Source organism: Jiella mangrovi (assembly GCF_017815135.1).
GTDB lineage: Bacteria > Pseudomonadota > Alphaproteobacteria > Rhizobiales > Rhizobiaceae > Jiella > Jiella mangrovi.
Genome location: NZ_JAGJCF010000001.1, coordinates 614,572 through 627,529, shown reverse-complemented (window position 1 = coordinate 627,529; position 12,958 = coordinate 614,572). Strand labels below are relative to the sequence as shown.

Genomic DNA, 12,958 nt, shown 5'->3' with positions numbered 1-12,958 from the left:
TCCGCCCGCCAGAAGGCCGCAAAGGGCGGCGAGATCGTCGCCCAGGCGGTGACGGCGATGAGCGAGATCGAGGGCTCGTCCCAGCAGATCAGCCAGATCATCGGCGTGATCGACGAGATCGCCTTCCAGACCAACCTCCTGGCGCTGAATGCCGGCGTCGAGGCGGCGCGGGCTGGCGAAGCCGGCAAGGGCTTTGCGGTGGTCGCCCAGGAAGTTCGGGCACTCGCCCAGCGCTCGGCGGAAGCGGCGAAAGAGATCAAGGGCCTGATCAACGCCTCGTCGGAACAGGTCGAGAAGGGTGTGACGCTGGTGACGGCATCGGGCAAGTCGCTGGACGAGATCGTCGCCGAGGTCGCGGGCATGGCCGAGGTCGTGGCGCGGATCGCCGACAGTGCGCGGGAGCAGGCGACGAGCCTTCGCGAAGTCTCGAGTGCGGCCGACCAGATGGACAAGGTGACCCAGCAGAACGCCGCGATGGTGGAGGAATCGACCGCCGCCGCGCAGACGCTGTCAACCGAGACCGACGAACTTGCCCAGGCGATCGCTCGCTTCAAGACGACGGCTGTCCGCGGCAGCATCGCTCCGTCCACGAGGGCGCCGGCTGCCGTCCAGCGGCCGGCTGTCGCAAGCCGTCCGGCCGCCGAGGCCAGGCATGCGGCCAAGCCCGTGCCGCAGATGCGCGCGACCGGCCAGGGCGGCGCTGCTCCTCGCGAGGCTGCAGCGGCCGAAAGCTGGGAGGAGTTCTGAGCCGCCTAGCCGGAACCTGCGATCAAGCGCGACAACGCATGCGTCGCGCCTTTATACGGGGACGGTCGAGACCGTCCCCGTTCTCGTTTTAAACGACATCTGCCTTCCATCGCTTCACCGCTCTTTGACGAGCGCTGTCGCGCGCTAACTATCGCGAGCGAACGGAAGGACCTCTTATGGAAATCATCGCCATTCAGCCACTCGTCGCCCTCATCGCCGGGATCCTGATCCTGATCGTGCCGCGGCTGTTGAACGTCATCGTCGCCATCTACCTGATCGTCGTCGGGCTGATGGGCCTGTTTCCCGATCTTCTCCACAACATCGCGAACGCGGGCTGATCATGGCCGGCCGGCAGCGGGTGCTGATTCTCGGCGGCGGGGCGGGCGGCTCGGAACTTGCCGCGCGGCTTGGAAACCGCGACGACGTGACGGCGACGCTGGTCGACCGCCAGCCCTCGCATCTGTGGAAGCCGCGGCTGCACGAATTTGCGGCCGGGACGATCGATTCCACCCTGTCCGAACTCAGCTACTACATGATCGCCAGGATGCGGGGCTTCGAGTTCGAGCAGGGGACCGTCACGAAGATCGATCCGGCGCGCAAGACGGTGCATCTCGTCGGCCCGGAAAGTCCCGACGGTCACGGCGCCGCCCCCCGCGATCTCTCCTATGATCGTCTCGTCCTGGCGCTTGGCGGCGTCACGCCCGACTTCGGCACCCAGGGTGTCGCGGAACACGCCGTGCGGCTCGACGAACGCGGCGATGCCGACCGCTTTCGCGCACGCTTCATCGCGGCGATGATCGGCGCCCGCGAGACCGGCCGGCCGGCGCGGGTCGTCATCGTCGGCTCGGGCGCGACGGGCACCGAACTTGCGGCCAATCTTCGCCAGGTCGAAGCCGGGTTCTTCAGGGCTGACGGCAGAGCGCCGCGGGACATGCTGGAAATCCTCATCGCCGAGGCGGCGTCGCAGCTCATGCCGGGCGCCGAGGCCGCGCTTCGCCAGAGCGTCGAGGAGCGGCTGGCCACCCTTGAGATCGACACGCTGACCAATGCCAAGATCGCGGAAATCACCGCCGACGAAGTGATCTCCGCCGACGGCACGCGCTATCCGGCCGACATCTCGGTCTGGGCCGCCGGCCTCGTCGGCAATCCCTGCCTTGCCGAACTCGCCGATTTCGACATGGACCCGAAAGGGCGCATCGTCGTCGATTCGAGGTTGCGCACCGCCCTCGATCCGTCGATCCAGATCTTCGGTGACGCGGCCTGCTTCACCCCCGAGGGCGCCGACGCGGCGCTGCCCCCGACGGCCCAGTGCGCCAGCCAGCAGGCCGAATATCTCGGTTCGGCAATCCCCAAGCTGCTCGCCGGCGAAGAGCCGGGCCCGTTTCGTTACGACGACCGTGGCCGGCTCCTGTCTCTTGCGAGGGCCGGCTCCGTCGGCCAGATCGGCTTCGGTCGCAAGAGCGATTTCCTGGTCAAGGGCAAGTTTGCCAATGCCGCCTACAAGAGCCTGCAACGGCACCATCAGTGGACCCTGCTCGGGCCGCTGCGCGGGGGCGTCGCGATCTTTGCCGACTGGCTTTCCCCGGCCAAGGGGGCGCAGCTGAAGCTCCACGGGTAAGCGGGCCATCTCCAGTGGCGCGCCCGTGCGTCCCGAGGCCTGCGCGGCAATTTGCGCATTCCCAGCCTATGGGCGGGCCCTGTGTGGCCGGCTAACATGCCGAAACGGAGCGAATGGCGTGACAGCGGGGGCGGTTTTGTCGCCGCGATCGGCCATTGCTCAGCGGAAAAGGACGCGTCGGCAGGGGGAGGCGAGGGGGCGATGGATTTCGAGCCGGTCAAGCTTCATGCCATGCCGAAGGGATCGGGACGGCTGACCTTCGTTCGCCGGCTTCTCGCCAATCCGGCGACGGCGGCACCCGCCGAACTCTTCGAGGCAAGGGTGTTTTCGCCCGCCTTCGCCAGAAAGAAGCTGGCCTATGTTGCCGACAGGGACGTGCTCGAAACCATTTTCATCGAGCGGCCGGAGGATTTTCCCAAGGGCCGCATCGACGAGCGCATCCTGCGGCCGATCTTCGGTGACGGTCTGCTTCTCGCCGAGCCTGACGACTGGCGCTGGAAGCGGCGGTTGACCGCGCCGGTGTTTTCACCCGCGGCCATGAAGCGTTTCATGCCCGGCATCGTCGCCCCTTTCGCGGAAACGGCGCAGACCTTCCTTGCGGCGAAAGGCGAGCCCGTCGACGTGTCGGAGGCCATGAAGTCGGCGACGCTTGCGGTGATCGACCGGCTGATTTTCGGCGCTCGGCGCGAGATCGATCCCGACAGGATCATGAACCATGTCGACACCTATCTGGCGCCGACCTCCTGGATGGTCGCATATGCGCTGTTCTCCTTGCCGCAGGCGACGCCGTTTCCGGGCAGGGCGCGGCAGCGGCGGGCAAGGATCGACTCGCGGGCCATGCTCAGCGACTTCGTCGCCCGAAGACGGGCCGGCGACCTTTCCACCGACGATCTCTGCAACCGCCTGATCACGGCGAGCGATCCGGAAACCGGCCGGGCTCTGTCCGACGACGACATGGTCGACATGCTGCTGACGCTTCAGTCGGCCGGTCACGAGACGTCGGCCAATGCGCTCGCCTGGGCGATCCATCTCCTGACGCGCATGCAAGACGTTCAGGAGCGGCTGATCGCCGAGATCGACAGCGTCACCGCCGGCGAGCCGGTCGAGCCCGATCACATGCCGCGGCTTGCCACGGTTCGCGCTTTCGTCGAGGAGACGATGCGGCTGTTTCCGCCCGCTCCGACACTGTCGCGGACGGTTCGCGCAGCCGAGCGCCTCGGTGGTCTCACGCTCGAGGCCGGCGCCTCGATCCTCGTGCCGGTCTATCTCATCCACCGCCATCCCGCCTATTGGGAAAGGCCGGACGTCTTCGATCTCGATCGATTTCTCGCGCCGCCGGGCGGCCGGCCGGCCCGCACGGTCTACATGCCGTTCGGAGCCGGGCCGAAGATCTGCGTCGGCGCACAGCTTGCCTTGACCGAAATGACGGCCGGGATCGCCTCGCTCCTCCAGGCGGTCCGTTTCCGCAAGGCCGACGGGCCGGAGCCGCGCCTCCTCCACCGCGTGACGCTTCGCTCCGCGGAGAGCCTGATGGCGATCGCCGAGCCGCGGCGCGACGGGGCAGCGCCAGAGCTATCAAGGCCTGCCACCGTTCCCGCCTGACATAGCGCGACAGCATCGTGTTTTTGCCGCTGCAGGTGGCATGAAGGCCGCCTGCAATCGCCAGGCAAAACATCGTCCGCAGCCCCGCGCGCCGCGACAAATTTGAAACAGTTTGGCGCTTGTTGGCGGCGGTTTACTAACGGCCTCTTAATCTTAAGCGGACCTTAACCTCACGCCGGTATCAATCACGGCCAAGTTGGAGGACGTCGGCCAATGACGGGTCGAGGCCTCTTTGAAACGTCGTGACAGGTCGGGTAATGGCGTATACAGCAGTCGGCGAGCAGCAGAATTCCCTTTTTCGGCGTGGTTTCGAGGTCACGGGGGCGGTGCTCTTCCTGACGCTCGCGGCCTATCTGACCCTGGCCTGCGCCACCTGGTCGGTCTCCGACCCTTCGCTCAGCCAATCCAATCAGAACATGATCGAAAACGCCGCCGGCGCGACCGGCGCGATCGTTGCCGATCTGATGATGCAGTTCTTCGGCATCGGCGCGGCGCTGGTGATCGGCCTGCCGGTGATCTGGGCGCTCCGTCTCCTTTCCGGCCGCAGCATCGACCATGTCGGCAAGCGCGGATGGTTTGCCGTTGGCGGTGTGCTCGTTGCCTGCGCCGCCCTCAGCTGCCTTCCGGCACCGGCGAGCTGGCCACTACCCATCGGGATCGGCGGTGTTGCGGGTGATCTTCTCCTCAGGCTTCCGGCCGGCCTCTTCGGCGGCTATCCGAGCGGCGCTTTCGCGATCCTGCTCGCCGGTCTTCTCGCCGCGCCGGCCGTCTGGCTTTATCTCAACGGCGCCGCCCTGATCGGCCGCTATGCCACCAAGGCCGAGAAGCACGCTCTCGATGGGGACGAGGGCGAGAACGAGGGGCGGCTGTCGCTCCTCTTCGGCGCCGCGGCCCACTCCTTCTATTCCGCAAGGGCCGCCTGGCAGCGCCGCAGCGAGCAGCGCCAGAAGCACAGGGAGCCCGATTTCGGCGCCGGCTTCGATGCCTGGCGGGACGATGGCGACGCCGCCTTCGCGCCGCCGCCGCCGGCCGCGCTGGTGGAGCCTGGGGCACGCGCGATCCGCGTTTCGATGCCGGTCAATGACGGCAACAGCGTCGATCCGACCGACTGGCAGGACGACGAGGACGACGGCGATTTCGCTGGCGACTGGCAAGCCGCATCCGGCGCCGACTGGCAGAGTGAAAACCGATACGGGACCGAGGCCCCTCACGACGGCTTCGTCGATGACGATGACGATGCGGCGTTCGAGGCCGAGATCCAGGCCGCGGTTCCTCAAGCAGAGGTCCATCCGGCGGACGATCATTCCGCGAACGACGCCATGACCCTCAGTGCCGGCGATCGCGTGTCCGTCCACGGCGAGGCCAGTGCTGAAGAGGCGGGCGGTGGCTGGCGCGGCCTCCTGTCCGGCAACATCGTCGCCTTTCCCGGCCGCAAGGCGGCCCAGCAGAAGGAGCGGACCGAACCGGCGATGGCGCCAGCGCCCGAGCGCCGCTCAGAGCCGCAGCGTCCGGCGCCTGTGCGGGCGCCGGCTCACAGCGAACCGCCGGCGCGCGTCGTGCCGCAGCGCACGGTGACGGCTGACCAGCAGCGCCTGCGCACCGGCTCCGGCCGGGCGGTCGCGATGAAACCGCAGCCGCAGCCGATGACGGTTGCCGATTCGGCGACCTTCGAGCTGCCCTCCGTCGACTTCCTCTCGCCCCCGAAGGCGACCGGACGCGACTCCTCCATGTCGCCCGAAGCCCTGCAGGAGAACGCCCGGCTACTCGAGGGCGTGCTGGAGGATTTCGGCGTCAAGGGCGAGATCATCGAGGTGCGCCCCGGCCCGGTGGTCACCCTCTACGAGCTCGAGCCGGCGCCGGGCATCAAGTCATCGCGCGTCATCGGCCTTGCCGACGACATCGCCCGCTCGATGTCGGCGATCGCCGCCCGCGTCGCCGTCATTCCCGGCAAGAACGCCATCGGTATCGAACTGCCGAACCAGCGCCGCGAGACGGTCTACTATCGCGAGATGATCGCGTCTGAAGCCTTCTCCCAGAACAAGGGCAAACTGCCGCTCGTCCTCGGCAAGACCATCGGCGGCGAGGCGGTGATCGCCGATCTGGCCAAGATGCCGCATCTCCTCGTCGCCGGCACCACCGGATCCGGTAAATCCGTGTCGATCAACACGATGATCCTGTCGCTGCTCTACCGCTTCACCCCGGCCGAATGCCGGCTGATCATGATCGATCCGAAGATGCTCGAACTGTCGATCTATGACGGCATCCCGCATCTCCTCTCGCCGGTCGTCACCGACCCGAAGAAGGCCGTCGTCGCTTTGAAATGGACGGTCCGCGAGATGGAGGACCGCTATCGCAAGATGTCGAAGGTGGGGGTCCGCAACATCGACGGCTTCAACTCGCGCGTCAAACAGGCGATGGAGCGCGGCGAGACGATGTCGCGTACCGTGCAGACGGGCTTTGACCGCGACACCGGCGAGCCGATCTTCGAGACGGAGGAGTTCGATCTCGAGCCGTTGCCCTACATCGTCGTCATCATCGACGAGATGGCCGACCTGATGATGGTTGCCGGCAAGGACATCGAGGGCGCCGTCCAGCGCCTCGCCCAGATGGCCCGCGCCGCCGGCATCCACGTCATCATGGCGACCCAGCGCCCCTCGGTCGACGTCATCACTGGCACGATCAAGGCGAACTTCCCGACCCGCATCTCCTTCCAGGTGACCTCGAAGATCGATTCGCGCACCATCCTCGGCGAGCAGGGCGCCGAGCAGCTACTCGGCATGGGCGACATGCTGTTCATGGCCGGCGGCGGCAGAATCCAGCGCGTCCACGGCCCCTTCGTCGACGACCCGGAAGTCGAGAAGATCGTCAATCACCTGAAAGCCCAGGGCGTGCCGGACTATCTCGACGCGATCCTCGAAGACGAGGACGAGGAGGGCGGGACGTCCGGCGGCGGCGGCTCGGGCGGCGGCTCGGGCAATGCCGGCGGCGGCGGCGATGACTCCGACGACCCCTACGATCAGGCGGTCGCCGTGGTCCTCAGGGACGGCAAGGCCTCGACCTCCTACATCCAGCGCCGCCTCGGCATCGGCTACAACCGCGCCGCTTCGATCATCGAGAAGATGGAGCAGGAGGGCATCGTCGGCCCGGCCAACCACGCCGGCAAGCGCGAGATCCTGGTGCCGACCGAAGACGAGATGTGATACCAAAATGGGCGAGGCGACACAGCCGCTCCGCCTACTATCGCATCTGCGCCGAAACTTGTCGCCCTCGCCAAGGCAACGTGAGGGCTGCATCTCCGCTCAGATGCGTTATAATCTGGCTGATAGACTTCGCGGAACAGTGCAGGATAGGCCGGAGCCCAGCCATGTATCTCGACGAAAAGAATCAATGGCGTCAACCAGAGTCAGTCCCCGAGGGAAGGCGTCTCACTAACCGCGAGGAGAAAATCGTCTTATCCTCGATCGCCATCTTCGTCGTCGCAATGCTGATCGCGCCGATCGGCGGCGCAACCGTAATCCAAGCTATCCTCGCGGCCGCAGGCTTCTAGAAGCCCATACCCAAACGGTATTGACTTTCTGGACGTGCAACTTGAATACTCGCGGCGTAACCGATCTGCCGCCGACGTGTCGTGCGTGAAAAGAGAAGAGCGGTAGGAGCGTTGCTGCTCGAACCAACTACCTCCGAATTATTCCATCAAACTAAGCCATCGTCCTCGCCGGTCCAAAAAATTCGGATGTTGTGCATCGGCAGTTTAGCGGCTTCAGCGAATTCAGGATGGATCTCTGCCTGAAGGCTGTCTACTTGCTCCTTCAAGATGGCGCGCGTTATCGGACGACCTTCCGCGACACCGATAACCATTCCGAGGCGACCAACCGCCTGTGAAAATAAAATAGAGTTCGCGGCTGACTGACGTCTGTTGATAAGCGTAGTCTGCATGATCTGGCCACGAAGCTCGTCTTCTTGTTCCGCCCTTTCATTAAGCATCTTCAGTAATTGGTTGACCGTTGCTTCCAATGCTTCGATACGATTCTGAAGGTCGTGCGCATCAGCGGCCATATCGAACTCCTGATTGCATTTAGCTGCCGATCCTACCGGAGAGCCCCTGCAAATCAAGGAAAATTTCTGCAACATATGCGATGTCTTAGGAGCGTTCTCCTACCCATGTCTCCGGGCTGGACATTTCAGAATTTGGTGGGCGCGTTGGGACTCGAACCCAAGACCTACAGATTAAAAGTCCGTTGCTCTACCAACTGAGCTACGCGCCCTGAGCCGGACGAAGCGTCCGGGTGAGGGGCCTGATACGGAATCGCCGCCGAACAATCAACACCGGCGGCGTCGAAAAGGATAACGGCCGGTGCGACGGGGCGCCGGCCGTTGCAGACTTTTGAGGGCGCGGGCTTTCGCCGGCCGCAGGCCTCCTCACATATCCTTCATCTTGTCGGTGACCTTGGACGTCCAGGCGCCCTCGGGCTTCTTGGTGATCACCGGGTCGGAGCCGCCGGACATCAGCACCTTCACGGTGTTTTCGGCGGCGGCGACGTCGAGCGTGCCGTCGGATCCGTCGACCAGCTTGTTCACCTCGCGCACCATGCGCTTCTGGTGCTCCTCGGTCTGGGCGCCGGTCATGTCGTTGTCGAGGACGATCTCGGCAGCCTCGTCCGGATGTTCTGCGGCATAGGCCCAGCCCTTCATCGAAGCCTTCACGAACTTGGCGAGATCCTCGACCTTCTTCGGGTCTTCGAGGCTTTTTTCCAAGACGTAGAGGCCGTCTTCCAGGGTGGCGACGCCCTGATCGTCATATTTGAAGACGGTCAGCTCGTCGGCCGGAATGCCGGCGTCGATGACCTGCCAGTATTCGTTATAGGTCATGGTCGAGATGCAGTCGGCCTGCTTCTGGATCAGCGGGTCGACATTGAAGCCCTGCTTGATGACGGTGACGCCGTCCGGCCCGCCCTCGGTGGAGAGCCCCAGCTTCGACATCCAGGCGAGGAACGGATATTCGTTGCCGGAGAACCAGACGCCCAGGGTCTTGCCCTTGAAATCCTTGGGCTTCTCGATGCCGGTGTCTTTCCGGCAGGTCAGCTCCATGCCGGATTTCTTGAAGGGCTGGGCGATGTTGACCAGCGGCAGGCCCTTTTCGCGGGCGGCGAGCGCGGCCGGCATCCAGTCGACGATGACGTCGGCGCCGCCGCCGGCGATCACCTGCTCGGGGGCGATGTCCGGGCCGCCGGGCTTGATCGTCACGTCGAGGCCGGCCTCGTCGTAATAGCCCTTCTCCTTGGCGACGTAATAGCCGGCGAACTGGCCCTGGGTGACCCATTTCAGCTGCAGGGTGAGGGCGTCGGCGGCGTTCGCCACGTTGCCGAAGCTTGCCGCGCCGAGAAGGACGGCTGCGCCGATCAGTGATGCTTTCATGGCTTGAATAATCCCTGTTGCTCTGTTGGTTGGGTGATGGTTCGTGCGGGCTATCCCCGGCGGATCGAGGGATGCCAGAAGGTCGCGCGCCGTTCGATCAGCGCGATCAGGCCGTAGGACAGCGAGCCCACGAGGGCAGCGACGGTGATCTCGGCCCAGACCATCGCCGTGTTCATGCGGCCGATCTCCGCCGAGATACGAAAGCCCATGCCGACGATGGGCGTGCCGAAGAATTCCGCCACGATCGCGCCGATCAGGGCGAGGGTGGCGTTGATCTTCAGGGCGTTGAAGATGAAGGGCATGGCGGCCGGCAGCCGGAGCTTCGTCAGCGTCTGACCGTGCGATGCGGCATAGGTGCGCATCAGGTCGCGTTCCATGGCGGAGGATGCGTTGAGGCCGGCCACGGTGTTCACCAGCATCGGGAAAAAGGTCATGATGATCACGACGGCCGCCTTGGACGGCCAGTCGAAACCGAACCACATCACCATGATCGGCGCGACGCCGACGATGGGAAGCGCCGAGACGAGATTGCCGATCGGCAGGAGGCCCCGCTTCAGGAAGGGTGAGCGGTCGACGAGGAGGGCGGTGAGGAAGCCCGCGCCGCAGCCGATCGCGTAGCCGGCGAGGACGGCCTTCAGAAAGGTCTGGACGAAGTCGGCCCAGAGGAGGCCGGTCGAGGCGGCGAATGTTGCGGCGATGGCGGACGGCGGCGGCAGAAGGACGGAGGGGACGTCCAGCCCGCGCACGACGAATTCCCAGAGAAACAGGAATGTGAGGCCGAAGAGAACCGGAATTGCCACGGAAAGGCCGCGCCGTGCTGCCTTCGATTGCGGCTCCAGTGCCGACAGCAAGACGGTGAGCCTCAAGGCCGACGTCCAGAAGGCGAGAGCGGCAAGAACGAGCAGCCAGCCGCCTTCAGGCAACGACACGAAGGCCCAAAGGGCGAAAAGGACGGTCAGGAGCGCGAGCGAGCCGATCCGTGTGCCGGGGGAGCTCTTGCCGGCCAGCGCCTGGGCGAGAGGGGCCTCACTCATGGCCGCGCTCCCTGCCGCTTGAGCGCCGCCTTTTCGCAAAGCCCGACCAGCCAGACCAGCACCGCGGCCATCAGCGACGCCATCACCAGCGCCGACCAGATCTGGATGGTCTGGCCGTAATAGGAGCCGGCAAGCAGCCTCGCGCCGAGGCCGGCCACCGCGCCGGTCGGAAGCTCGCCGACGATGGCGCCGACGAGGGCTGCAGCAACACCCACCTTCATTCCGGTGAACAGAAACGGCAGCGAGGCTGGAAAGCGCAGCTTCATCAGCGTCTGCAAGGGGCTCGCCGAATAGGTGTGCATCAGGTCGGTGAGCATCCGATCGGGCGCTCTGAGGCCCTTCACCATGCCGACGGTGACCGGGAAGAAGGACAGATAGGTGGAGATGAAGGCCTTCGGTAAAAGCCCCTGCACGCCGATCGAGTTGAGCACGACGATGATCATCGGGGCGATGGCGAGAATGGGGATCGTCTGGGAGATCACCACCCAGGGCATCAGCGCCTTGTCGAGGGTCCTGGAAAACAGGATGCCGACGGCGATCAGAATGCCGAGGATCGAGCCGAAGACGAAGCCGAGAAGGGTGGAGGAGAGCGTCACCCAGGCATGGAAGAGCAGCGAGCGCGGCGAGGTGGGTTTGACGTCGACCGTGGTCTTCCAGAGCTCCGCGACGATCTGGTGCGGAGCGGGGAGCACCGGGCGCCTGGCGGACCAGGTGGCGGCGATCGCGTCGGTCACCGAATAGTCGCCGGCGCGGACAAGCTTGTCGGTCTCGGTCGCCCAGTTCATGCCGATGGCGGCGAGATACCAGAGAACGAGGATTGCCGCGCAGACGGTGAGGACGGGAAGGGTGCGTCCCGCCGCCCGGCGCTTCATGAAGCGGGCGAGCGGGCCGGAATATCCGATGCCGGCGGACGGTTCGGCGATGGCGGGCGAAGCGCTTATGGTGGGTCCTTTCCGATTCCCCTGAACGTCTCGGGCATTGCACCGCCCAACGTCGCCGGGAGATTGGAAAAGGTCAAGTGTAGTCGAAGGGCGGCCACAAGAGACCCAGACGGCGCGTCACCGTCGCAGAACGGGCGCCTTCATCCGATGCCTACGACGTCGTCGAGCGAATGGGTGAAGGGTCGCGGCCAAAGGTCGTAGAGTAGGACTGCGGGACGCTGGCACGGCGATCACCAAGCCCCTCATCCTGAGGCGCGGAACCGCTCTGCGAGCGGTGGAGCCTCGAAGGGCGAGGGGCGTAAGGCGCGGATGGCGGCGCTTCGAGCGGCGTCGGCCTTCACCACCGCGTCCCGCACCCTCGCCCTTCGAGGCCGCCTGCGGCGGCGCCTCAGGATGAGGGTGCTCGGGTTCGAGCGGCTTGGCGCAGCAAAGAGTTCGATCGGTTCGTCATGCTCGTCCTCGGCGGCGCCGGCTCGGGGGCCGGGATGACGACGCGGCGATCATTGTGTTGCCTCGGTGCAGTGATCGGGGGCGGGAGACGTCCGCGCATCGCCGCGCCGCGCGTCTTAGCCTCGCATCATTTCCGCGACCTTGGGCGAGAAATAGGTGAGGATGCCGGATGCGCCCGCGCGCTTGTAGGCGGTCAGCGTCTCGAGCATCGCCTTGTCGCCGTCGAGCCAGCCGTTCTGAACCGCCGCCATGATCATCGAATATTCGCCCGAGGTCTGATAGGCGAAGGTCGGCACGCCGAATTCCCGTGCCAGCCGGGCGAGGACGTCGAGATAGGGCAGGCCGGGCTTGACCATGATCATGTCAGCGCCCTCGGCGAGATCCTGGGCCGCCTCGCGCACGGCCTCGTCGGTGTTGCCGTAGTCCATCTGATAGGTGCGCTTGTCGCCCTTCAGCATGCCGCCGGAGCCGACCGCCTCGCGGAACGGGCCGTAGAAAGCCGAGGCGTATTTGGCGCTGTAGGCCATGATCAGCGCATCGCGGCAGCCGGCATCGTCGAGGGCGTGGCGGATACAGGCGACGCGCCCGTCCATCATGTCCGACGGGCCGATGACGTCGCAGCCGGCCTCGGCCTGGACGACCGCCTGCTGGCAGAGGAGTTCGACGGATTCGTCGTTGAGAATGCGCTCGCCCCGCATGACGCCGTCGTGGCCGTGGCTCGTATAGGGGTCGAGGGCGACATCGCACATGATGCCGACTTCCGGCACGGCCTTCTTCATCGCCCGCGCCGCGCGGCAGACGAGATTGCCTGGGTTGAGCGCCTCGCTTCCGGTTTCGTCACGCAGGGACGGGTCGGTATAGGGGAAGAGGGCGACGAGGGGGATGTCGAGGTCGCGGGCGCGCTTGGCCGCTTCGACGCAGCCTTCCACCGAAAGCCGCGAGACGCCCGGCATCGCGGCGACCGGCTGCGGCTCGCCGCCGCCCTCGCGCACGAAGATCGGCCAGATCAGATCGGCCGTCGAAAGCGTGTTCTCGCGCACCAGTCGCCGGCTCCAGGCTGCCTGGCGCAGGCGCCGCATGCGCATGCCTCCCGTCGCGGCGTCGATGCGGTTGGTGATCGAGACGGGAAAATCGGTCATGGCGACGGTCCG

11 protein-coding genes and 1 tRNA gene are annotated in these 12,958 nt (G+C 65.7%); 6 read left to right on the top strand and 6 right to left on the bottom strand.

Annotated features, from left to right (window positions below; genetic code table 11):
* The 6 genes from J6595_RS02940 to J6595_RS02915 all read left to right on the top strand — a co-directional run.
* A partial coding sequence (locus tag J6595_RS02940; RefSeq protein ID WP_245197546.1) for a methyl-accepting chemotaxis protein occupies positions 1 to 747 on the top strand: 747 nt, incomplete at its 5' end.
* 176 nt (positions 748 to 923) lie between these two features.
* Positions 924 to 1,085 carry a DUF3096 domain-containing protein gene (locus J6595_RS02935; RefSeq protein ID WP_209592921.1) on the top strand — a complete coding sequence of 54 codons (162 nt, stop codon included), beginning with the start codon at positions 924 to 926 and terminating at the stop codon, positions 1,083 to 1,085.
* A 2-nt stretch (positions 1,086 to 1,087) separates the two neighbouring features.
* Positions 1,088 to 2,365, top strand: a complete 1,278-nt coding sequence (locus tag J6595_RS02930; protein WP_245197545.1) for an NAD(P)/FAD-dependent oxidoreductase — start codon at positions 1,088 to 1,090, stop codon at positions 2,363 to 2,365.
* A gap of 96 nt (positions 2,366 to 2,461) precedes the next feature.
* Positions 2,462 to 3,967: a cytochrome P450 gene (locus J6595_RS02925; RefSeq protein ID WP_209592920.1), complete on the top strand. Its 1,506-nt coding sequence runs from the start codon at positions 2,462 to 2,464 to the stop codon at positions 3,965 to 3,967.
* A gap of 257 nt (positions 3,968 to 4,224) precedes the next feature.
* Entirely contained in the window at positions 4,225 to 7,167 is a 2,943-nt protein-coding gene (locus J6595_RS02920) for a DNA translocase FtsK (RefSeq protein WP_209592919.1), read from the top strand.
* A 164-nt stretch (positions 7,168 to 7,331) separates the two neighbouring features.
* A complete protein-coding gene (locus J6595_RS02915) occupies positions 7,332 to 7,514 on the top strand; it encodes a hypothetical protein (protein WP_209592918.1) in 183 nt (60 codons plus the stop codon).
* Positions 7,515 to 7,660: 146 nt separating this feature from the next.
* Here J6595_RS02915 and J6595_RS02910 read toward each other — a convergent pair whose 3' ends face one another.
* The 6 genes from J6595_RS02910 to hemB form a co-directional block, all read right to left on the bottom strand.
* Entirely contained in the window at positions 7,661 to 8,023 is a 363-nt protein-coding gene (locus tag J6595_RS02910; RefSeq protein ID WP_209592917.1) for a hypothetical protein, read from the bottom strand.
* Between the two features lie 133 nt (positions 8,024 to 8,156).
* Positions 8,157 to 8,232, bottom strand: a tRNA-Lys gene (locus J6595_RS02905).
* Between the two features lie 154 nt (positions 8,233 to 8,386).
* Positions 8,387 to 9,382: an ABC transporter substrate-binding protein gene (locus J6595_RS02900; RefSeq protein WP_209592916.1), complete on the bottom strand. Its 996-nt coding sequence runs from the start codon at positions 9,380 to 9,382 to the stop codon at positions 8,387 to 8,389.
* A gap of 50 nt (positions 9,383 to 9,432) precedes the next feature.
* On the bottom strand, positions 9,433 to 10,416 hold the full coding sequence (locus J6595_RS02895; RefSeq protein WP_209592915.1) for an ABC transporter permease: 984 nt from the start codon (positions 10,414 to 10,416) through the stop codon (positions 9,433 to 9,435).
* On the bottom strand, positions 10,413 to 11,288 hold the full coding sequence (locus J6595_RS02890) for an ABC transporter permease (protein WP_209592914.1): 876 nt from the start codon (positions 11,286 to 11,288) through the stop codon (positions 10,413 to 10,415). Before J6595_RS02890 ends, J6595_RS02895 begins: the two co-directional genes overlap by 4 nt.
* A 635-nt stretch (positions 11,289 to 11,923) precedes the next feature.
* Positions 11,924 to 12,946, bottom strand: a complete 1,023-nt coding sequence (hemB, locus tag J6595_RS02885; protein WP_209592913.1) for a porphobilinogen synthase — start codon at positions 12,944 to 12,946, stop codon at positions 11,924 to 11,926.
* Positions 12,947 to 12,958: the final 12 nt, after the last annotated feature.